Origin of the sequence: Tsukamurella sp. NPDC003166, assembly GCF_040611135.1 — a bacterium.
In the GTDB taxonomy this organism is placed as follows: domain Bacteria; phylum Actinomycetota; class Actinomycetes; order Mycobacteriales; family Mycobacteriaceae; genus Tsukamurella.
The window spans coordinates 258911-279585 of the sequence record NZ_JBEXNL010000002.1; the positions used below are offsets into that span (position 1 = coordinate 258911).

The 20675-nt window shown below is 72.5% G+C and carries 19 protein-coding genes, 1 pseudogene and 1 riboswitch; of the genes and pseudogenes, 9 read left to right on the plus strand and 11 right to left on the minus strand.

Annotated elements, in window-relative coordinates:
• Window positions 1-3: 3 nt before the first annotated feature.
• From ABZX10_RS03465 to ABZX10_RS03500, 8 genes are all read right to left on the minus strand, one after another.
• Window positions 4-732, minus strand: coding sequence for an NAD(P)H-dependent oxidoreductase subunit E (locus ABZX10_RS03465; protein ID WP_355534553.1), 729 nt, complete (start codon window positions 730-732; stop codon window positions 4-6).
• Window positions 729-1709 carry an ABC transporter substrate-binding protein gene (locus ABZX10_RS03470; RefSeq protein WP_355534555.1) on the minus strand — a complete coding sequence of 327 codons (981 nt, stop codon included), beginning with the start codon at window positions 1707-1709 and terminating at the stop codon, window positions 729-731. Before ABZX10_RS03470 ends, ABZX10_RS03465 begins: the two co-directional genes overlap by 4 nt.
• 43 nt (window positions 1710-1752) lie before the next feature.
• Window positions 1753-1887: riboswitch (cobalamin riboswitch) on the minus strand.
• A complete protein-coding gene (locus ABZX10_RS03475; RefSeq protein WP_355534557.1) occupies window positions 1885-2163 on the minus strand; it encodes a hypothetical protein in 279 nt (92 codons plus the stop codon). (Overlaps the previous riboswitch by 3 nt.)
• Window positions 2164-2262: 99 nt before the next feature.
• Complete coding sequence (locus tag ABZX10_RS03480) at window positions 2263-3738, minus strand: ATP-binding cassette domain-containing protein (RefSeq protein WP_355534559.1); 1476 nt, start codon at window positions 3736-3738, stop codon at window positions 2263-2265.
• Window positions 3735-4586: a hypothetical protein gene (locus tag ABZX10_RS03485; RefSeq protein ID WP_355534561.1), complete on the minus strand. Its 852-nt coding sequence runs from the start codon at window positions 4584-4586 to the stop codon at window positions 3735-3737. Before ABZX10_RS03485 ends, ABZX10_RS03480 begins: the two co-directional genes overlap by 4 nt.
• Complete coding sequence (locus tag ABZX10_RS03490; protein ID WP_355534563.1) at window positions 4583-5431, minus strand: hypothetical protein; 849 nt, start codon at window positions 5429-5431, stop codon at window positions 4583-4585. The genes ABZX10_RS03485 and ABZX10_RS03490 overlap by 4 nt, the downstream gene beginning before the upstream one ends.
• Window positions 5428-6426, minus strand: coding sequence for a hypothetical protein (locus ABZX10_RS03495; RefSeq protein ID WP_355534565.1), 999 nt, complete (start codon window positions 6424-6426; stop codon window positions 5428-5430). Before ABZX10_RS03495 ends, ABZX10_RS03490 begins: the two co-directional genes overlap by 4 nt.
• Complete coding sequence (locus tag ABZX10_RS03500; protein ID WP_355534567.1) at window positions 6396-6992, minus strand: hypothetical protein; 597 nt, start codon at window positions 6990-6992, stop codon at window positions 6396-6398. Before ABZX10_RS03500 ends, ABZX10_RS03495 begins: the two co-directional genes overlap by 31 nt.
• A 188-nt stretch (window positions 6993-7180) precedes the next feature.
• Here ABZX10_RS03500 and ftsY point away from each other — a divergent pair, with 188 nt between their 5' ends.
• Entirely contained in the window at window positions 7181-8674 is a 1494-nt protein-coding gene (gene ftsY, locus ABZX10_RS03505; protein WP_355534569.1) for a signal recognition particle-docking protein FtsY, read from the plus strand.
• A gap of 58 nt (window positions 8675-8732) precedes the next feature.
• Here the strand turns inward: ftsY and ABZX10_RS03510 are convergent, their stop codons facing one another.
• Window positions 8733-9089 carry a hypothetical protein gene (locus ABZX10_RS03510; protein ID WP_355534571.1) on the minus strand — a complete coding sequence of 119 codons (357 nt, stop codon included), beginning with the start codon at window positions 9087-9089 and terminating at the stop codon, window positions 8733-8735.
• On the opposite strand from ABZX10_RS03510, the pseudogene ABZX10_RS03515 reads away from it, so the two are divergent.
• The 6 genes and pseudogenes from ABZX10_RS03515 to ABZX10_RS03540 all read left to right on the plus strand — a co-directional run.
• Window positions 9067-9876: pseudogene (locus ABZX10_RS03515) on the plus strand (alpha/beta hydrolase); the annotation flags it as partial. The gene ABZX10_RS03510 and the pseudogene ABZX10_RS03515 overlap by 23 nt on opposite strands.
• Window positions 9877-10062: 186 nt before the next feature.
• The gene (locus tag ABZX10_RS03520; protein WP_068570423.1) at window positions 10063-11364 is read left to right on the plus strand and encodes an ammonium transporter; all 1302 of its coding nucleotides are present in this window, start codon (window positions 10063-10065) and stop codon (window positions 11362-11364) included.
• Window positions 11365-11415: 51 nt separating this feature from the next.
• On the plus strand, window positions 11416-11754 hold the full coding sequence (locus ABZX10_RS03525) for a P-II family nitrogen regulator (protein ID WP_068524879.1): 339 nt from the start codon (window positions 11416-11418) through the stop codon (window positions 11752-11754).
• An 8-nt stretch (window positions 11755-11762) separates the two neighbouring features.
• Complete coding sequence (locus tag ABZX10_RS03530) at window positions 11763-14243, plus strand: [protein-PII] uridylyltransferase (protein ID WP_355534574.1); 2481 nt, start codon at window positions 11763-11765, stop codon at window positions 14241-14243.
• A 9-nt stretch (window positions 14244-14252) separates the two neighbouring features.
• Window positions 14253-15824: a signal recognition particle protein gene (gene ffh / locus ABZX10_RS03535; protein WP_355534576.1), complete on the plus strand. Its 1572-nt coding sequence runs from the start codon at window positions 14253-14255 to the stop codon at window positions 15822-15824.
• Between the two features lie 18 nt (window positions 15825-15842).
• A complete protein-coding gene (locus tag ABZX10_RS03540) occupies window positions 15843-16919 on the plus strand; it encodes an amidohydrolase family protein (RefSeq protein ID WP_355534578.1) in 1077 nt (358 codons plus the stop codon).
• Here the strand turns inward: ABZX10_RS03540 and ABZX10_RS03545 are convergent.
• The gene (locus ABZX10_RS03545; protein ID WP_355534580.1) at window positions 16835-18133 is read right to left on the minus strand and encodes an acyltransferase; all 1299 of its coding nucleotides are present in this window, start codon (window positions 18131-18133) and stop codon (window positions 16835-16837) included. The genes ABZX10_RS03540 and ABZX10_RS03545 overlap by 85 nt on opposite strands.
• A 249-nt stretch (window positions 18134-18382) precedes the next feature.
• Complete coding sequence (locus ABZX10_RS03550) at window positions 18383-19765, minus strand: glutamate decarboxylase (RefSeq protein ID WP_355534582.1); 1383 nt, start codon at window positions 19763-19765, stop codon at window positions 18383-18385.
• Between the two features lie 203 nt (window positions 19766-19968).
• Between ABZX10_RS03550 and rpsP the strand changes: the two genes are divergently transcribed.
• A complete protein-coding gene (gene rpsP / locus ABZX10_RS03555; RefSeq protein ID WP_068570418.1) occupies window positions 19969-20424 on the plus strand; it encodes a 30S ribosomal protein S16 in 456 nt (151 codons plus the stop codon).
• Entirely contained in the window at window positions 20425-20673 is a 249-nt protein-coding gene (locus tag ABZX10_RS03560) for an RNA-binding protein (RefSeq protein WP_013126270.1), read from the plus strand.
• Window positions 20674-20675: the final 2 nt, after the last annotated feature.

Genomic DNA, 20675 nt, shown 5'->3' on the forward strand with positions numbered 1-20675 from the left:
CCGCTACAACCCCGGACTGCGGTCCGAATATTCCGCGCACCGTCGGGCGGCGGAACGCTGCCGGGGCAGCGCGAGGCGGCCGACGCGTTCGTCGCGGACGAGGTGCGCGCCGACCAGCTCCGGCACGTCGGCGACGGTGACCCGCCCGTACCAGGCGTCGTCGGGCTGCACGGTGACCACGGGGGCGTGGTTGCAGGGGAACTGGCAGCCGGTCACGGTGACCAGCGCGTCGTCGTCGCCCAGGCCCGCGCGGCGCAACTCGTCGCCGAACGCCGAGGCCAATCCCGACGCCCCGAGGGCCGAGCAGCGCGGGCCGCGGCACACGAGGACCTGATGACGGTGCCGGGGCACGTCCTCCCACGCGGGCGAGTGCAGCGGCGCGGCGTCGGACGTCATCGGGGTGCCGCCCGCGGCGATCGCGGCCGCGAGCAGGTCGCGGTCGGGCTCGGCCAGCAGTTGCGGCGCGAGGCGGAGGGTCGGTGCACCGTCGTAGCCCCGGAGCCAGTGCGCGGCCACCCGGCGCAACCACGACCGCTTGGGGCCGGGCTGCGCCCAGCCCGCGCCGATGAGTAGGACGTCGGAGGCGCCGCGGTCGGCGACCGCGGTGAGCACGTCGACCAGCGCGGGATCGTGGACCTGGAGGAAGGCGGGTTCCGCGGCGGCGCTGCGGGCGAGGGCGGTGAGGCCGTCGGGGTCGACGCCGGCGGACATGCCGACGAGGATCGCGGTCACGGCAGCGCCCGGATGCCGTCGGCGACGCGCCGCGCACCGTCGAGCAGGCGGAGGCCCGAGGTGGTCTCCGAGAACGGGACGATGACGAAGCGGTTCTCGCGGACCGCGCGGAGCTGGCTCATCGCCGGATCCTTGCGCGCCTGGTCGATCCGCTCCTGCGCCGGATGGCCGGACGCGTCCGCAATGACGATCACGTCGGGATTCGTGCCCACGACGTTCTCCAGCGAGATCTCGGCCCAGTTCCCCGGCTGGTCCGCGAAGACGTTCACGCCACCGACGGAGTCGATGAGCAGCTGCGGCGTCCCCTTCCCGGCGCCCACGTTGAGCCCGGACTGCGCGCCGAAGTCCCACCACAGGATCCGTTGCCCCCGAGCGGCGTCCTTGAGTGCCGGCGTGCCCAGCTCCGCCTTCTGCTCGTCGATCACCCTCTGCGCCGCGGCCTCGGTCCCGAACGCCTTGCCGGCGGCGGTGAGCTCGTCCCAGATCAGGTCCCACGACGCCCGCTCGGGCTTCTTGGCGCAGCCCGCCGGGGCGAGCAGCGTGGCGATCCCCTGCCCCTGCAGCCGCGCCCGGTCGCCGGCGTTCTTGTCGCTGAACGCGGAGTTGTACGAGCCGTAGATCAGGTCCGGACGCACCGACAACAACTTCTCCTGCGTCGGGTACTTCGCCGCGAGCACGGGGATCTTGGCGTAGTCGGCCTGGAACCGCGGGGCGACGGCGTCGTCGAGATACGCCGTGCCCACCATCCGGTCTGCGACGCCCAGCGCGAGCGCTACCTCCGTCGCGGCCTGGTTCATCGTCACGATCCGCCGCGGCTCCGCCTTCACCAACGAGGTGAAGTCGCAGGTGGTGACGGTGACGGGGAACCGGGGGGACGGACTCGCCGCGGACGGTTCCGACGGTGCCGTGCCGCAGGCGGCGAGGAGACCCGCCGCGACGGGGAGGACGAGGGTGGAAGCGAGGGCGCTGGGCCGCATGGGTCGGACTCGATTCGTCGGCCGCTCCGTGCGCGGGGGCGGCGGTGGACAGGTGCGAGTCGGCCGGTATCGGACTCGAGGCGACGAAATCGCCTCACACCGTTGCGCGCCAGTCCCGGATTCCCACCGGGTTCCCTGTGTCCGACTCGAGCGTGACGCTGTCAGGCCGGTCCGGCTACGTGAGAGTCGTCAGGCGCTTGCGCAGGAAGTCGGTCAGGCGCGCGGTAGTGGCGTCGTCGAACCCGATCTCGTCGCACCGGTCGATGTAGCCGGGCGCGGCGTCGACGAGGTCGTCCAGCATGCGCGCCGTCGCCCGCGGGCGGAGCCCCAGGCGTTCGCCTCCGTCGAGGAAGAGCTGCCGGGTCAGGCGATCATCGCGCCCGTAGAAGTTGAGCGCCATCGGGTCCTGCCAGCGCAGGTACGGCTGGCTGCACATCCGGCGTGGTGCTGCCATGTCGCTCCTATGCTTGTGAAACAGAGCATAGGTTGAGGAACAGGCAGCGACAAGGAAGATCGTCCCATTGTGCATGAAATCGCGTGCACAGACGGTTGTCTACCGTGGCCGCTGGAGGACCACCGCTATCCCGGTTGTGACGGCGGTCCACCCGGCGAGGATCGCGAGCGAGACCCATGGCGACCAGGTCGCGGTGTTGGCGGGCACGCCGATGGTCGCGAGCTGGGAACTGGTGACGGGGAGCCACGCCGCGACCGACCGCCCGAACGGGAGGGCCGGAACCGCGATCGCCTCCACCAGGAACCACCAGCCGAGCACGACACCGACGGCGGCGGTCGTGGACGGAACGAGGTGCCCCACCGCGAGTCCGAGCACCGCCAGGAGACCGGCCGCGAGCGGAACCCCGGCCAGGAGATGCATCACGTCGGGGCCGGGGGAACGCAGCCCCGTGACGACCGCGATGACGATGACGAGCACCGCGCTCACCAGCCCGGTCGCTGACCCCGCGACCCCGGCGATCAGCGTCTTCGCGCCGTATCCGAGCAGTGGTCGCGGGATCAGGATGCGGGTGAGCGCGAGCGTTCCGTGCTCCCGGTCGAGGCCGATGAGCAGCGCTCCACCCACGGCGACGAGAGCCCCGCCCACGAGCCCGAAGCCGTACGCCGCCGTCGTCACCGTGGCGCCGTGGAAGACCGGCGCGAATACGCCGACGATCACGGCCACCGCCAGGGCCACCGCCGCCGCGCCGCCGAGCGCGGCGCGGAAGCCGCGGGAGGTCAGGGCCTTCCGGGCCTCCGTCGTCACGGACCGTCGTGCGGCGCCCCGCGAGAGGGCGGTGGACGGCGTGGGCGCGGGGGCGGGCGCCTCCTCGTCGCCCGTGAGTGAGAAGTACAGCGCCTCGAGCCCGGACCGGCCCGGCGGGGCGGGCTCGACCAGCTCGGCCAGGGGCGCGTCGGCGACCACGCGACCCTCGTGCAGGGCGACGATCCGGTCGGCCGTCTGCTCCAGCTCGCTGAGCAGGTGCGAGGACAACAGGACGGTGCGGCCCTCATCGGCGAGGGCGCGCAGGGTGCGCCGGATCCAGGCGATCGCTTCGGGATCGAGGCCGTTCACCGGCTCGTCGAGCACGATCACCGGCGGATCCCCGAGGACGGCCCCCGCGATCGCGAGCCGCTGGCGCATGCCGAGCGAGAAATCGCCCACGGGCCGGTCAGTGACCAGCCCGAGGCCGACGAGTTCGAGCGCCGCGTCGACCCGCGCGTCGGGCAGGCCGATCGCGGCGGCCATCCAGCGCAGGTGCTCGCGCGCCGTCCGCGCCGGCGCGACCCACTCGGCGTCGAGCAGGACGCCGATGGTCGCGCCGGGGTTGGGGAGGTCCGTGTAGCTCAGTCCATCGATCGTGACCGTGCCCGACGAGGGTCGTTCCAGCCCCGCGATGAGTCGCAGGGTGGTCGACTTCCCCGCACCGTTCGGCCCGATCAGTCCCGTGACCTCGCCCGACGGGGCCGTGAACGTCACGTCCTCGACGGCCACGACTCCGCCATAACGCACGGTGACGCCGGAGAGTGCGATCACCGGGGCTTCGCGGCGACGGCGGTGCGGACGGGCTTCGACACGGCTGGCTTCGAGGCCGGTTTCGCGGCCGGCTTGGCGGTGGCGGGACCGCCGCCCTTGCCGCTCGCCGCGAGCTCGCCGAGCGCGGCCAGGCCGCCCGTGGCGATGGGCGACCACTTCCCGGTCTGCAGCCCGATGAGCACCTGGTCCTCCCACGCGACGAGGCACGCCGCGGCCGGGGTGGACGCGAGCTCCTGCAGCGCGGGCGCGAGATCGTCGCCGGCCTTGGTCAACGCCTCGATCACCTTGGGCCGGTACTGCGCGTAGAGCGGCTTGATGGCGTCGTAGACCGCCTGCTCCGCCGCGTTGAGTGCGCCGACCGGGCCCGCGAGCGCGGGCTGCGACTGCTCGATCACGGGCTTGATCGCGGCGAGAAAGGGCCCGAACAGGCTGAGGATCGGGTCGTAGGCCTGCCCCGCGGCGAAGGCCTCGTCGGTGAAGGCACCCGCGGCGGGGGCCAGCAGGATCAGTGACGCGAGGCCGCCCTTCTCCCGGGGCTTGGGCCAGCCGAGCGGGCACGCGATGTCCGCCGGATTCACCCCCGGGACAACGGTCGAGACCGAGCTCGACGGTGCCGCCGCGCCGGACGGCTTCGTCGCTGCGGACGGCTTCGTCGACCCGGAGGGCTTCGGCGCCGCGGGCGTCGTCGGTCCCGAGGGCCTGGCGGTGCTCTGCGACGTGGGGGCACTGCTCGTCGACGGGGTGGGCTTCGGCGTCGGGGCCGCTGTCGCGGCGCCCGCGACGGGGACGGTCACCGCGAGCGCGGCGGCGACGGCGGTGCGCGCGAGCGCGGGCGGGATACGGGTCATGGGGCCTTCTTCGGTGCGGAGGAGTGGGCGGGGGCGGTCGCGCCGGCGGCGGTGGGCGGCGGTCCGGGTTCGAAGACGCCTTCGAGGTGCCAGACGCCGGTGAAGTCGTTGAACGGGCCGCCCTGGATGTGGCTGGTCCAGTCGAGGGTGAAGCGCCGCGTCGCGGGGTCGAAGGTGCCGGTCGCGGTGGGGCCGGTGGCCTTCGCCGCCGCGGGCTGCGCGAGCCAGCGCTGCGAGACGACGTCCCACGCCTTCGTCACCTGCTCCTGCCCGGCCGCGGCGGCGTCGGTGCGGGGCACCGGCTTCGGAGCGCCCTGGTTGAACTCCTGGTTGTTCCACGACGCCGCCCACGCGGAGACGTCCGCGGTCAGCTTCGTCCCGGTGCGCGTCACCGAGGGCGCGGGCAGCGCGGCGCGCGTCTGCGGATCGACGGCGTTCGTGGAGATCCCGAAGAGCACGTCGAAGAACTTCGTCGGCGTGATCACCGAGCCGGACAGCGAATCACCGCCCGCGAAACCGGGTTTCGCCTCGGACTGGTAGGCGCCGGTGCGGAGCCCGCCCGCGGTGCCCGGCTTCAGGGCCGTCACGCGGCCCTCGTCGATCGGCGAATTGGCGTTGTTCACGAACGGCCCGTCGGCCGTGCCGCCCACGATCGCCATCTTGAAGTACGTGCCGGTCGGCTTCCCGTCGGTGAAACCGCCCGGCGTGAACCGGAACAGCCCGACGAGCTGCTCGGCGGCCTCGGGCTGCGCCGGCGGCGCGGTGCTGCAGGCGGCGGATGCAGCCGTCGCGACGGCCACCAGTGCGAGGGCGAGGGATCGTCGGAAGATCGGACGGGATGTCACGGCAGGGCCTTTCGTCGGGTCCCGAGCACGGCGCCCCCGACGGCGAGGCCCAGGACGAGCTCCGCCCAGGGCAGGGCCGCGAAGGTGCCGCCGGGGACCGGCAGGGCGGCGTTGGTGGAGGCCAGCCGCCGGTAGTCGGGGAGGTTGTCGTTGATCGCGCCGGTGAGCGAGGCGAGGTCGGAGGAGATCGTCTGCCAGGACGCGGTGAAGGCGCGGATCTCCGGGGTGCGGCGAACCGTCGTACCGCGGTCGATCTCGCCGACGGCGCCCACGAGTGCGAGGAAGTCGTGCTGCAACCGCACCACCTGCTGCTCGGTCATGATCGGCGCGAACCGGTCCACCACCCGGCCCGCGGACCCGGCACCGTCGACCAGGCCGGAGGCGAACGGGTGCACCAGGAGCACCACGGCGCACAGGGCCGCGGCGGCGGTCGCCCACCGGCGCGGCGGCCCGGACCGGGCGCGGAGGAGGACCGCCCCTGCGACGGCGAGCGCGATCCCGACGAGCAGGAGCAGTTGGGGGAGCGTGCTCAGGCCGCGGATCCGGGCGAGCGCGTCGACATCGGGCTTCGCGGCCCGGGCAGAGGAGAGCAACTCCCGTGCGTTCGCCTCGACGTCCGCGGAGCGGTTCGCGTAGTCGACGGTCCGCGGTGCCGCCGCGAGCCGGCCGGCCGCGGCCTCCGTGCGGGTGGCCGCGCCGAACCGGGCGATCGCGTCGACGTCCCCGTCGAGGCGTGCGAAGGACTCGTCGGTCAGGTGCGGTGCGAAGGCGTCGAGCATCTTCGTCGCGCCCGCCGTCGTGGTGGGCAGGCCACCGGCGACGGAGCCGAGGGCGAGGGCGATGCCCGCGATCAGCAGGAACCAGGCCGGCCACCGTCGGGCGGTGGGGAGCGCCGCGGTGCGCGGGGGCGCGACGGCGCGCAGCCTGGGGACGCCCCCGAGGAGCGCCGCCGCGCCGGGTGCCGCTACTTCCTGTACGTACCGGTGAGATGCCACAGGCCGGTGAAGTTGTTGAACGGCCCGCCCACGATCTGGCTGGTCCACGTGATCGAGTAGCTGGAGCCGTTGATCGTGCCGGTCACGCGGCTGGTCTTGCCGGGGAGGCCGCCGCCGGGCTTCGGGGCGCCCTGGTTGAAGACCTGGCCGTTCCAGGCGACGCCGAAGGCCGAGAGGTCGCCGGACAGCGAGGAGCCGTTGCGCGTGATGGTCGGGACCGCGGTGGCGGACCCGGTCTGCGGGTCGGTCGCCTTCGTCGAGGTCACGAAGTCGGAGCCGAAGAAGGTGCGCGCCGCGGTGACCTGGCCCTGGTAGGAGCCGGACGTGAGTGAGCCGGACAGCGGCGTGATCGTCTTGTCCGAGTTGGTCGAGTTGCCGTTCGCGAGGAACGGCCCCGACGTGCTGCCACTCGGCAGGATCATCCGGAAGTACGAGCCGGAGTCGATCGAGAACGTGCCGGTGAGGGTCTCGGCGTTCGCCGCCGGAGTGGCGACGACGGTGGCCGCCGCTGCGGCGGTCGTGGCCACGGCGGCGATGACGGCGCGGCGGGAGAAGGTGGTGCGCATGGGGCGAACTCGCTTTCTTCAGGAGGTGAGGAGCCCGATGGAAGCTGAACGCTAGTTGCGGTCATACGGTCCGCGAAGAGTTCCGATCACCGCGATCCGGGATACGTGATCTCGATCGCACGGGGGAGTGGGTGCTCACGGCCACGCGCGGCGCGGGCGGCGCACCGGGCGTTGACTACAGTCGAGGCGTGAGCACTTCCACCATCGCGATCCTCATCGCCGTCGCCGTCATCCTCGTGGTCCTGGTGGCGCTGGCCACGGGCTTCTACCTGAACAAGCGCCGGCGGGTATCGCTGAAGGACGAGACTCCGGAACCGAAGAGCCTCGACAAGTCGGGTGGATACAAAGCCGGCGGTGGTTTCACCTTCAGCGAGGGGACCCGCGAGGCGGAGCCGGTGCCGCTGGTGCCGAAGGCGTCGCCCGCCCCGAAGGTCGAAGCCGCGCCGCAGGTCTCGCTCAAGGACCTGCAGGAGAGCCGCGAGCAGGAGGCGGCCGAGGCCGCACAGGCGCAGGCCGACGCGCGCCTCGCCGAGGCAGAGGAGATCGACCTCGGCATCGCGAACGTCGCGCCCGAGGCGCCCACCGAGATCGAGCTGATCGAGGAAGCGGCGCCCGACGCGCCCGCCGAGACTGGGACTCCCGCCGCACCCGCTGCTCCCGCCGAGACGACCGCGCCCGCGGCGCCGGTGGAGCCCGCGGCGCCGGCCGAGGTGGAGGCCCCCGCGGAGGCGGCACCGTCGGCCCCGCAGCTGGACGAGATCGCCCCGACGGCGGGGCGCCTGGACCGGCTCAAGGGCCGGCTCGCGCGTTCGCAGTCGACGGTCGGCGCGTCGCTGCTGGGCCTGCTCGGCGCGGGCGACCTCGACGAGGACTCGTGGGAGGAGATCGAGGACACGCTGCTGCTCGCCGACCTCGGCACCCCCACCACGATGGCCGTCGTGGAGAAGCTGCGCGACCGGATCGCCACGCAGGGGGTCGGCAGCGCCGCCGAGGCCCGCGCGCTCCTGCGGCAGGTGCTCGTCGAGGAACTGCACCCCGAGTACGACCGGAGCATTCGGGCGCTGCCGCACGCCGGCGCACCGTCGGTGCTGCTGGTGGTGGGCGTCAACGGCACGGGCAAGACCACCACCACCGGCAAGCTGGCGCGCGTACTCGTCGCCGATGGCCGGCGCGTGCTGCTGGGCGCGGCTGACACCTTCCGCGCCGCCGCCGCCGACCAGCTGCAGACCTGGGGCGAGCGGGTGGGCGCCGGCATCGTCCGTGGCAAGGACGGCGCCGACCCCGCGGCGGTCGCCTTCGACGCGGTCGCGAAGGGTACGGAGGAGGGCGTCGACGTCGTCATGATCGACACCGCCGGCCGCCTGCACACCAAGACCGGGCTCATGGACGAGCTGGACAAGGTCAAGCGCGTCGTCGAGAAGAAGGCCAAGGTCGACGAGGTGCTGCTGGTCCTCGACGCCACCATCGGGCAGAACGGCCTCGTCCAGGCGAAGGTGTTCGCCGAGGTCGTGGACATCACCGGCGTGGTGCTCACGAAGCTGGACGGCACCGCCAAGGGCGGCATCGTCTACGCCGTGCAGCACGAACTCGGCGTGCCGGTGAAGCTCGTAGGCCTCGGCGAGGGCGCCGACGACCTGGCCCCGTTCGAGCCCACCGCGTTCGTCGACGCCCTGCTGGGCTGACTCGTGCGCTCCGAACACCACCCGTGACGCGGTGTTCGGTGCACAGCGCGAGTATCGATCAGGCGAGGGCCTGCTCGACGAAGGACAGCTGGCTCAGCACGTAGGCGCGGGCCAGGTGGTGCAGCTCGATGGAGTGGCCGACGCCGGCCAGTAGCGCGGTGGTGAAGGGTGCGGCGGTGAAGTGCCGGGAGACTGCGGCGACGGCCTCGTCGTCCGAGCGCCAGATCTTGTCGTGCGCCGCGAAGGTCAGGCGGACCGGCGCGGTGACGGCGGCGCCGACGGCGGGCAGCCGGTCGGCCCAGTCCACGACGTCGCGGAGCTCGGGCATCGGCATGGGCCGCAGCAGTTCCGCATCGCGAGCGATCGCGGACGCCGGGTAGCTGCCGTCCGGCGGCAAGCCCGTGCCGCTGCGCACGGCGACGATGCCGCTGCCCGACCACGCGGTGTTCCTGGCGCCGCACCCCGGCCAGGGGGAGCTGCTGCTGCGGATGATCGATCCGTCCGTGGCGGACGAGGCCGACCCGCTGTCCGTGGTGCCGGACCTGGACCCGTTCAACCCCGCCAACGGTTACCGGCCGGCACCGCAGGCGTCGTCGTACTCGCCGGAGTTCGTGGAGCGGTACCGCGCGGCGCAGCGCGAGCGGGTGGAGCGGCTCGACGCCCTGGCCCGGGCGCGCGTGGCGACGGCGCGGGAGGCGCAGCGGCGGTTCAAGGCGAGCGGCGATCCGGCCGACCGCCGGGCCGCGCTGGCCACCGAGTTCCTCACGGTGCAGCGCACCGACGCCGACCTGCGCTGCATGGACCCGTCGCTGGACCCCAACGACCGGCCCTACGGCTCGCTGTTCGGCGCCCGCCCGGACCTCACCGACTACGGGGTCGTGGGCTTCGGGCGGCTGACCACGCCCGAGGCGTGGTTGTCGACCTGGTCGGCGCTGAGCAGCCGCGCAGGATTCCTCCGTTGCGCGCCCGCGGTGACGATGCCGACCCTGTTCATCGAGATCACCGGGGACCAGGCGTGCTTCCCCGACGACGCCCGCGCCATGGTCGCGGCGTTCGGGACGTCCGATGTCGTGCACGTGCGGGTGCGCGGCAAGCACTTCGGCGCCGCCCTCGTGGACGGCGAGCCGACGGCCGCGGCGCTGGCCGGGATCGAGATCGAGACGTGGCTGGGCGCGCGGGGAATCGGGAGCGGCGCCCGGTAGGGGGCGGCGCACCGTCGGAAACACGGACGTAACCCGGGGGCCCGACGGGGCCCGAACCGGTTACACACGGGCAACACGGGCGCGACCACCGGGAAACCGCGGCGGAAGAAGCTTTTCTCACTCGCGTCGCACCGGCGGCGCGCCCGAGGAGGTTTCCCCGTGCTCTTGGCTTCAGTACCCGACGACATGTTCGGGAAAGTGGACACCGGCACCACCGCGTGGATGTTGATGTCGGCCGCGCTCGTGCTGCTGATGACACCCGCGCTGGCGTTCTTCTACGGCGGGCTATCCCGCCAGAAGTCCGTGCTCAACATGATGATGATGTCGATCAGCTCGTTGGGCGTGGTCTCCGTGGTCTACGTGCTGTGGGGCTACTCGACCTCGTTCTCCGGCGAGGGGAACTACCTGGGGCTCTTCGACAACCCGTTCCGGTTCTTCGGCCTCGACGCGCTGACCCAGACCAAGACGGCGGGCGCCGACACCCTGTACGTCCTCAGCCCCACCGGCGCCGGCCTCCCGGCCATCGTGTTCGCGGGGTTCCAGCTGACCTTCGCCGTGATCACGGTCGCGCTGATCTCCGGAGCGGTCGCCGAGCGCGTGAAGTTCGGCACCTGGCTCGCGTTCACCGCGGTCTGGACCACGATCGTGTACCTGCCGCTGGCCCACATGGTCTGGGGCGGGGGACTGCTGTCGAACTCGGAGCACGGGATCGCGGCCTGGTTGTTCGGCACCACCGACGGCAAGGCCACCGTGGCGCCGATCGACTTCGCCGGCGGCACCGTCGTGCACATCAACGCGGGCATCGCCGGCGGCATCCTGGCCATCTTCGTGGGCAAGCGACTCGGCTTCGGCAAGGCCGCGTACCGGCCGCACAACATCCCCTTCGTCATGCTCGGCGCCGCTCTGCTGTGGTTCGGGTGGTTCGGGTTCAACGCCGGCTCCGCCGGCACCGCGAACATGACGGCGGGTCTGGCCTGGGTGAACACCACCGTCGCGACCGCCGCCGCCATGCTCGGCTGGCTCGCGGTGGAGAAGTTCCGCGACGGCCACGCCACCACCGTGGGCGCGGCGTCCGGCGTCGTCGCCGGGCTGGTCGCCGTCACCCCGGCCTGCGCGAACATCAGCCCCGCCGGCGCGATCGGGTTGGGCGTGGTGGCCGGCGTCGCCGCCGCGTACGGCGTCGGCCTCAAGCACCGCTTCGGCTTCGACGACTCGCTCGACGTGGTGGGCGTGCACCTGGTGGCGGGGCTCATCGGCACCGTGTCGCTGGGCCTGCTGGCCAAGGACACCGGCCTGTTCTACGGTGGCGACTACCGCCAGCTGGTGGTCCAGATCGTCATCGCCGGCGTGGCTCTGCTGTTCACCGGCGTGCTGACCGTGATCATCGCCCTGCTGCTCAAGCCGCTCGGCTGGCGGATCGACAAGGAGTCCGAGGCCGACGGCATCGACAACTCGGAGCACGCGGAAACGGCTTACGACCTGGTCTGAGGCGACCGGAACTAAGCTGAAACCCTCCATCGACCCAAGAAGGAAACTCATATGAAGCTGGTCACCGCCATCGTCAAGCCCTTCACGCTCGAGGACGTGAAGGCGGGACTCGAGCAGGCCGGGATCCTCGGCATGACCGTCAGCGAGGTCCAGGGCTACGGCCGCCAGAAGGGGCACACCGAGGTGTACCGCGGCGCCGAGTACTCCGTGGACTTCGTGCCGAAGGTGCGCATCGAGGTGGTCGTCGACGACGCCGTCGTCGACAGCGTGGTCGACGTGATCGTCGAGGGCGCGCGCACCGGCAAGATCGGTGACGGCAAGGTGTGGGTCACCCCCGTCGAGTCCGTCGTGCGCGTACGCACCGGCGAGCGCGGCAACGAGGCCCTGTAGGAACGCCGATGACGGTGCCGGACATCGGGAGCGCGGAGGGCGCGGCCGGCGGCGGGCCGGGCGGGGCGAAGGAACTGGTCGCCGCCCGGGCCCGCCTGCTGGACCGGGCGGCGGGCCCCCACGGGCTGGACCCCGCCGCGCTGCGCGGCGCGCTCGCGGACCTCGCCGAGGTGTGGCTCACCACCCACGGCACCGCCGCCGGGATCGGCCCGGACAGCGGGCTGGCGCTGGTCGCCGTCGGCGGGCTGGGCCGACGGGAACTCCTGCCGCACAGCGATTTCGACTTGCTGCTCGTGCACGACGACGGGCTCGATCCGGCGCGCGTCACCGCCGTCGCCGAGAGCATCTGGTATCCGCTCTGGGACGCGCACATCAAGCTCGACCACAGCGTCCGGACGGTGCCCGAGGCCGTCCGCGTCGCCCAGTCCGACCTGACCGCCGCGCTCGGCCTCCTCGACGCCCGCCACATCGTGGGCGACCAGGAGATCACCCACCTGCTGATCAGCGGGGTCCGCAAGCAGTGGCGCACCGACATCCGCACCCGCGTCGACGACCTCGTCGAGCAGGCCCGCGAGCGGTGGCGCCGCTCCGGCGAGATCGCCCACCGCGCCGAACCCGACCTCAAGAACGGCCGCGGCGGCATGCGCGACGTGCAGCTGCTGCAGGCGCTCTCGCTCGCCCAGCTGACGGACGGGATCCCGACACCGTCGGGCTCCCCGGGCGGCTCGACGGGCAACGACCTGGCCACCGCGTACGGCCGACTCCTGGACGTGCGCACCGAACTGCACCGCATCTCCGGGCGCGCCCGCGACCAGGTGCGCGCCCAGGAGGCCGACGAGATCGGTGCGGCGTTGCGCCTCGGCGACCGGTTCGACCTGGCCCGCACGATCAGTGACAGCGGCCGCACCGTCGCCTACGCCGTCGACGTCGGCATCCGGACCGCGCAGAACGCGCTGCCCCGGCGCGGCCTCTCGCGCCTGCGCCGTGCACCGGTGCGGCGCCCCCTCGCGGAGGGCGTGGTCGAGCACGCCGGCGAGGTCACCCTCGCCCGCGACGCCCGGCCCGACCGGGACCTCGGACTGACCGTGCGGGTCGCCGCCGCGGCCGCCGCGTCGGGCCTGCCGATGTCCGCCTCCACGCTGAGCCGCCTCGCCGAGGTGGCCCCCGCGCCCCGGAGTCCCTGGCCCGCGGAGACGGTCTCCGAATTCCTCGCCCTGCTCGGCGCCGGGCGCAGCGCCGTGCCCGTCATCGAGGCCCTCGACCGGACCGGGCTGTGGGGTCGCCTGCTCCCCGAATGGGGCGCCGTGCGCGACCTCCCGCCGCGCGACGCCGTGCATACGTGGACCGTCGACCGGCACCTCGTGGAGACCGCCGCATACGCCGCGAGCCGCGCCACCGACGTCGCCCGGCCGGATCTGCTCGCGCTCGGCGCGCTCCTGCACGACCTCGGCAAGGGCCGTGGTGGCGACCACAGCCTGATCGGCGCGGAGCTCGCCGAGGCGATCGCGACCCGCCTCGGCCTCGACCAGCGCGACACGGGGCTGCTCGCCGCCATGGTGCGGCACCACCTGCTGCTGCCCGCGGTCGCGACCCGGCGCGATCTCGACGATCCCGCGACCATCGAGACGGTCGCGGACAAGATCGGCCGCGACCCGGTGCTGCTCGAACTGCTGTACGCGCTCGCCGAGGCGGACTCGCTGGCGACGGGGCCCGGCGTATGGGGCGACTGGAAGTCCCGGCTCATCGGCGAACTGGTCCGCCGCACGGGCCGCGTGCTGGCGGGGGAGCCCGCGCCGCAGCCCGCGCCGGTGCCCGACGAGGTCGTCGCGCTCGCCGCCGCGGGCGGCACGCACGTGCGGATCACGCCCGCGCCGGCGCTCGGTCCGCACACCTTCACCGTCGTGGTCGTCGGTCCCGACCGGCGCGGCGTGCTCGCCCGCATGGCCGCCGTCCTGGCCCTCGCCGGACTGCGCGTGCACAGCGCGACCGTCGCCGGCGTCGAGGACTCCGCGGTGAACACCTTCGTCGTGGTCCCGACCTTCGGCGATCCGCCCGATCCCGCGGTCGTCCGGCAGCGCGTGCTGGCCGCGCTCGACGGTGCCGACGTGCTCGCCGAGCTGCGCGAACGCGAACACTCGGCCGCGGCCCCCGTCGACCGATCCGCCGCCGCGCCGCCGCTGCGGGTGGCCGCGCCGCCCCGGCTGCGCTGGTTCGACGGTGCGCCCGGCACCGTCGTCCTCGAGGTCCGGGCGGGGGACACCCCGGGCCTGCTCGCGCGGATCGCGGGCGCCCTCGACGACGCCGGACTCGACGTGCGCTGGGCCCGGGTCGCGACGCTCGGTGCCACCGTCGTGGACGCCTTCTGCCTCGCGGTCCCGGCCGACGAGCCGAGTCTCCGGGCCCGCGCGGAGGGTGCCGTCCTCGCCGTCCTGCCCGAGGCCGAGCCGCCCGCACCACCGGAGGGCGGGCAGACGCAGGGCTTTCGGTAGGCTGAAGCAATGTTCGAATCCCTCTCCGATCGGCTCACAGGCGCGCTCAAGGACCTGCGCGGCAAGGGCCGGCTCACCGACGCCGACATCGACTCGACGGCGCGCGAGATCCGCCTCGCGCTGCTCGAGGCCGATGTCGCGCTGCCCGTGGTGCGCGCCTTCGTCGCGCGGGTCAAGGAGCGGGCCAAGGGCCACGAGGTCTCTGCGGCGCTCAATCCCGCGCAGCAGATCGTCAAGATCGTCAACGAGGAGCTCGTCGGCATCCTCGGCGGCGAGACCCGGCGGCTCAACCTCGCCAAGACCCCGCCCACGGTGATCATGCTCGCGGGCCTGCAGGGCGCGGGTAAGACCACGCTCGCCGGCAAGCTCGCGCACTTCCTCAAGAAGCAGGGCCACACGCCCATGCTCGTGGCCTGCGACCTGCAGCGTCCGGGCGCGGTCGATCAGCTCAAGATCGTCGGCGAGCGGGCGGGCGTGCCCACCTACGCGCCGCACCCCGGCACGTCGGTCGGCGGTGAGGGCACGCTCGGCGTGAGCGCCGCGGACCCGGTCGAGGTGGCGCGCGGGGGCATCGCCGAGGCGAAGGCCAAGCAGCACGACGTGGTGATCGTCGACACCGCCGGCCGCCTCGGCATCGACGAGGAGCTCATGGGCCAGGCCCGGGGCATCCGCGACGCCGTGGACCCTGACGAGGTGCTCTTCGTCCTCGACGCCATGATCGGCCAGGACGCGGTGACCACTGCGCAGGCCTTCGCCGACGGCGTGGACTTCACCGGTGTCGTGCTCACCAAGCTCGACGGCGACGCCCGCGGCGGCGCCGCGCTCTCGGTCCGCGAGATCACCGGCAAGCCGATCCTGTTCGCGTCCACCGGCGAGAAGCTCGACGACTTCGACGTCTTCCACCCGGACCGGATGAGCTCCCGGATCCTCGGCATGGGTGATGTGCTCTCGCTCATCGAGCAGGCCGAGCAGCACATGGACCAGCAGAAGGCGGAGGCGGCGGCCGCCAAGATCACCTCCGGCGAGCTGACCCTCGAGGACTTCCTCGACCAGATGCTGATGATCCGCAAGATGGGCCCCATCGGGAACCTGCTGGGCATGCTGCCCGGCGCGGGCCAGATGAAGGACGCCCTCGCGGCCGTCGACGACAGTCAGCTCGACCGGATCCAGGCGATCATCCGCGGCATGACGCCCGCCGAGCGCAACGATCCGAAGATCATCAACGCCTCCCGTCGCCTGCGCATCGCCAAGGGCTCCGGTGTCACCGTCACCGACGTCAACCAGCTGGTCGACCGGTTCTTCGAGGCCCGAAAGATGATGTCGCAGATGGCCGGCTTCGGCGGCGGCGCCCCCAAGCGGCTGTCCAAGCGCAAGCAGAAGGGCAAGCAGGGCAAGAAGAACAACCGCGCCCGGCAGACCGGCCCCGCGGCGCCCCGGATGGGCGGCGGCTTCCCCGGCATGCCCGGGATGCCCGCCGGCATGGACCTCTCCGGCATGCCCAAGGGCCTCGACCAGCTGCCCCCGGGCCTCGAGGGCATCGACATGGCCGCGCTCGAGGAGCAGCTCCGCAAGAAGCGGTAGCGGGGTTACAGTTCCCGGGTGAGCGATCTGCACTTCTCCGGCGTCGTACTGCCCGGCGGCGAGGGCGAGTTCTGGGTGTCCGACGGTGCCGTGCACCTGTCCCACCCGGGCACGACCGGTCCGTGGACCGAGCTGACCGGCTTCGCCGTGCCCGGCTACGTCGACGCGCACTGCCACGTCGGCATCGTCTCCGACGGCGAGCCGGACCTCGTCCGCGGCCGCGCCCTCGCGCTCGAGGACGTCGCGGTCGGGGTCACCGTCATCCGTGAACCGGGCTCCGACCTCGACACCTCGCCCCTCGACGGGCAGCCCGGCCTACCGCGATTCGTCCGGATGGGCCGGCACATCGCGCTGGTCAAGCGGTACACCCGCGGCCTCGGGGAGCAGCTCGAGGACCCCTCCGGGCTGGTCGCGGCGGTGCGTCGCCGCGCCGCCGAGGGACATCCGTGGATCAAGCTGGTGGGGGACTGGATCGACCGGTCCGTGGGCGATCTCGCGCCGCTGTGGCCCGACGACGTGCTCGCGGAGGCCGTCGCCGTCGCCCACGACGCGGGCGCCCGTGTGACGGCTCACGTCTTCGGCGAGGACGCCCTGCCCGGCCTGCTCGCCGCGGGCGTGGACGCGATCGAGCACGGCTCCGGGCTGGGGCCCGACACGATCGAGGTGATGGTGGAGAAGGGGATCGGCCTGGTGCCGACCATGATCCAGATCGAGAACTTCCCGTCGATCGCCGAGCCCGCCCGCGAGAAGTTCCCCACCTACTACCGGCACATGATGGCGCTGCACGACCGCCGCAGGGCGACCTTCCGGGCCGCATGGGAGGCGGGCGTCGCGATGTACGCCGGCACCGACGCCGGGGGCTTCAACGTGCACGGCGCCCTGCCGCGGGAGATCACCGCCCTCGCCGCCGTGATGCCGCCCGAAGACGCGATCGCCGCCGCGTCGTGGCGCGCCCGGCAGTGGCTCGGCTTCGCCGGCATCGACGACGGTGCCCCCGCCGACCTCGTGATCTACGACGAGGACCCGCGGGTCGCGCTGGCGCACGGCGGGTTGCCGGCACCGTCGGCCGTGGTGGTGCGGGGCGCGCTGGCCTGAGCCGACTGCTCTCGGTGGGGGCGGCTCCGCTTCGCCGGCCGCGGGCGGCCGACCCACCACTGCGCCATCGGTGCCCGGCTGAGCAGCTCGACGATGCCGAGCGTCAGCGTGATGGTCACCAGGTAGGCGACGGCCGTGCCGAACGGGGAGGGGAGCACTGTGGTGAGCCACGGCGCACCGTCGCCCGACTTGGGCAGGAGCAGCACCGAGAGCACCATGACGTGCACGAGGAAGACGCCGAACGAGCGCTTCGCGCCGTACGAGGCGAACCGCGTCAGCCGCGGCAGGCGGTGCCGGTTGCGGGCGAGCAGCAGGCCCGTGGTGTACACCGCCGCGACCAGCGCGACGTAGAGCACGAAGTTCGCCGGCTGGAACACGGCCGAGGCCACGATCGGGGCGGTCTCGTCGCTGAGGCGGACCCGGTAGAGCACCTGCGCCGCGACCGCCGTGCCGACCGCGAGCCCGAAGACGAGCGGCGCGTGCCGCAACAGCGCCGCCTCCACCCGTTCCCGGTGGAACGCCGTGATCACGCCGAGCAGGATGAAGAACTGGTACGGGACGAACGTGGCGTAGAGGTGCCAGAAGTTCTCGCCCCACCAGCCGGTGGTCGGGTTCCAGTAGGTGGCAGCGACGTAGATCCCGACCTGGAGTGCGGCGCTCGCGAGCAGGATCCGACCGTGGAAGCGGCGGGTGCGGCGCACGAACCCGAAGATCAGCGGGAACAGCAGGTAGATCTGGATCGTGACGAAGATGAAGTACAGCTGGTAGCCGTTGAGACCACCCCACTTGAGGTTGTTCCAGAAGTCGCCGAGGCTCCGGGGGATCGCCGCGCCGTCACCGCGGACCGCCATGTCGTAGGCCCAGTAGGCGAAGGCCCAGATCACGAACGGGATCACCACCAGCTTCAGGCGCTTGCGCCAGAACCGGACCGGGCTCAACTGCGCGCCGCGCTCGACGATCCCGTACGCCAGTACCAGGCCGGTCAGCGCGAAGAAGGCGTTCCGCGTGAAGTGCAGGTTCATCGCGATCGCGTTGGTGACGGTGCCGTTGACCTCGTCGTTGGTGTTCGTCAGCGTGTGGATGAACACCACCAGCAGGAAGGTGATCGTCCGGACGAAGTCGAGCTGGTGCAGGTAGCCGCCGCGGGGACGCGACACCGCGGCGTCGCCGGTGATCACCGGTGACGGGGAGGTGCGGTCCAGGTGCGTGGCCATGGTGAAGAGTCTGTGATCCGATCCTGCGAGGTGGCTGTATGCGGCCTGGCAGTGGGCTACACCGCGCTGAGGTGCGGGCGCAGGCTGCAACGACCAGCCCCGAATTTACCCGCCGGTAACCTTCCGGCCGAGTGCAACTCACCGGAAGTGGCGCGCGTCACGCGGAGGTGACCGTGTTCGTGCGCCAGTCTAGCCGCGAGCGGAGGCCGGGGCCGCGAGCCGCGTGTCGGTGTCCCGCCCGAGTGGCGCTCAGTAGTGGAAGACGGTGCGCCGATCGGCGGGCCCGTCGGTCCGGCCGAGCCGGGTGAGCGCGGCGGCGAGATCGTCGCGGAGCCGGCCCGCCAGATCGCCCGAGAAGCCCTCGCGCACGACGATCCGGAGGACGGTGACAGCCTCCGCGTCCGCCGGCATCGTGTACGCCGGGACCTGCCATCCGTACGCGCGCAGTTCGTGCGAGACGTCGAAGGCCGTGAACGGCGCACCGTCGTCGATCGTCAGGGTGACGACGGGCAGGGCCGAGCCGTCGGTGACGACGTGCAGGTGCGGCAGGGCGCCGAGCTCCCTCGCCAGCCAGGTGGCGGTCCCGCGTAGGGCCCGCATCACCTTGGTGTAGCCGTCGCGTCCGAGACGGACGAAGTTGTAGTACTGGCCGATGATCTGTGCGCCGGGACGGGAGAAGTTGAGGGTGAAGGTCGGCATGTCGCCGCCGAGGTAGTTCACCCGGAACACGAGATCGTCGTCGAGCGCCGCGCGGTCGCGGAAGACGACGAAGCCGATGCCCGGGTAGGTGAGGCCGAACTTGTGGCCCGAGGCGTTGATCGACGCCACCCGCGGCACCCGGAAGTCCCACTGCAGGTCCGGGTCCAGGAACGGGGCGACGAAGCCGCCGCTGGCGGCGTCGACGTGCACCGGGACGTCCGGCCCGCCCTGCGCGGCGAGCTCGTCCAGCGCCGCGCACACGCCTGCGACGTCCTCGTACTCGCCCGTGAAGGTGGTGCCCAGGATCGTGACGGCGCCGATCGTGTGCTCGTCGACGGCGGCGCGCACCTGCTCGGGTGTGATGACATAGCGGCCGGGCTCGATCGGGAGGTACACGGGCTCGACGTCGAAGTAGCGGCAGAACTTCTCCCACACCACTTGCACGTTCGAGCCCAGGACCAGTTTCGGCCGAGTCGTGTCGAGGCCCTGCGCCTGCCGGGCCTTGCGCCACCGCCACTTGAGGGCGAGGCCGGCGAGCATGACCGCCTCGGAGGAGCCGATGGTGGTCGTCCCGGTCGCCGACGCCGGGTCCGCCGGGTCGAGGCCGGGGGCGTGGAACAGGTCCGCGACGATCGCCACCGTGCGCGCGTCGATCGCCGAGGTGGCCGGGTACTCGTCGTGGTCGATGGCGTTCTTGTCGAAGGACTCGGCCATGAGGGTCTGCCCTTGCGGTTCCATCCAGGTCGTCACGAAGGTCGCGAGGTTCATCCGCGACTGCCCGTCCAGCATCAGCTCGTCGTGGATGAACCGGTAGGCCTCGGCCGATGTCGTCTCACCGTCCGCGAGCCGGGCGCGGGGGAGGGGGTCGGTGCCGAGCCGTCCGGCGTAGGCGGGGATGAGGACGGCGTCGTCGTCGAGCGGGTTGGTGGACATGACCGAACGCTACCGCCGCGGGCCGGGAGCGGCAGCGCGGGCGATTTCGCGCAGCTCGCGCGACATGGCACAATGGACCGCTGCTGACCGGCAGCGGCTGAGATACCGCCCGGCGGTCACGCATGAAGACGGCAAAACCGGGTGCGCTCATCCTGACGCATCGCTGAATTGCACACGTGACGACACACGAAGGAACACGACACATGGCTGTCAAGATCAAGCTCACGCGGCTCGGCAAGATCCGCAACCCGCAGTACCGGGTCGTCATCGCCGACGCGCGCACCCGCCGTAACGGCCGCGCGATCGAGTCGATCGGCAAGTACCACCCCAAGGAGGAGCCGTCGCTCATCGCGATCGACTCCGAGCGCGTGCAGTACTGGCTGGGCGTCGGCGCGCAGCCGACCGAGCCCGTGCTCGCCCTCCTGAAGATCACCGGTGACTGGCAGAAGTTCAAGGGCCTCCCCGGCGCCGAGGGCACCCTGCGCACCGCCGCCGAGAAGCCGTCCAAGCTGGACCTCTTCAACGCCGCCCTCGCCGCGGCCGACAACGAGCCCGCCGTGGCCGCCACCACGCCGAAGAAGAAGGCCGAGAAGAAGGCCGACGACGCCGCTGAGGCTCCGGCCGAGGCCGCCGCCGAGGCTCCGGCCGAGGGCGAGTAAATGAGTGCCGTCGTCGCTGATGCCGTCGAGCACCTCGTGCGCGGCATCGTGTCGAACCCGGACGACGTCCGCGTCGACCTCATCACCGGCCGTCGCGGTCGTGTGATCGAGGTGCACGTGAACCCGGACGACCTGGGCAAGGTGATCGGCCGCAGCGGCCGTACCGCCACCGCCCTGCGCACCCTCGTCACCGGCATCGGTGGCAAGGGAATCCGGATCGACGTCGTCGACACCGATCGGGTCCGCTGACC

Coding starts and splice junctions, on each gene's coding strand:
- ABZX10_RS03470 (WP_355534555.1), bottom strand. CDS start 1,709: ATGCGGCCCAGCGCCCTCGCTTCCACCCTCGTCCTCCCCGTCGCGGCG.
- ABZX10_RS03475 (WP_355534557.1), bottom strand. CDS start 2,163: ATGGCAGCACCACGCCGGATGTGCAGCCAGCCGTACCTGCGCTGGCAG.
- ABZX10_RS03485 (WP_355534561.1), bottom strand. CDS start 4,586: ATGACCCGTATCCCGCCCGCGCTCGCGCGCACCGCCGTCGCCGCCGCG.
- ABZX10_RS03500 (WP_355534567.1), bottom strand. CDS start 6,992: ATGCGCACCACCTTCTCCCGCCGCGCCGTCATCGCCGCCGTGGCCACG.
- ABZX10_RS03520 (WP_068570423.1), top strand. CDS start 10,063: ATGTTCGGGAAAGTGGACACCGGCACCACCGCGTGGATGTTGATGTCG.
- ABZX10_RS03525 (WP_068524879.1), top strand. CDS start 11,416: ATGAAGCTGGTCACCGCCATCGTCAAGCCCTTCACGCTCGAGGACGTG.
- ABZX10_RS03530 (WP_355534574.1), top strand. CDS start 11,763: ATGACGGTGCCGGACATCGGGAGCGCGGAGGGCGCGGCCGGCGGCGGG.
- ffh (WP_355534576.1), top strand. CDS start 14,253: ATGTTCGAATCCCTCTCCGATCGGCTCACAGGCGCGCTCAAGGACCTG.
- ABZX10_RS03545 (WP_355534580.1), bottom strand. CDS start 18,133: ATGGCCACGCACCTGGACCGCACCTCCCCGTCACCGGTGATCACCGGC.
- ABZX10_RS03550 (WP_355534582.1), bottom strand. CDS start 19,765: ATGTCCACCAACCCGCTCGACGACGACGCCGTCCTCATCCCCGCCTAC.
- rpsP (WP_068570418.1), top strand. CDS start 19,969: ATGGCTGTCAAGATCAAGCTCACGCGGCTCGGCAAGATCCGCAACCCG.
- ABZX10_RS03560 (WP_013126270.1), top strand. CDS start 20,425: ATGAGTGCCGTCGTCGCTGATGCCGTCGAGCACCTCGTGCGCGGCATC.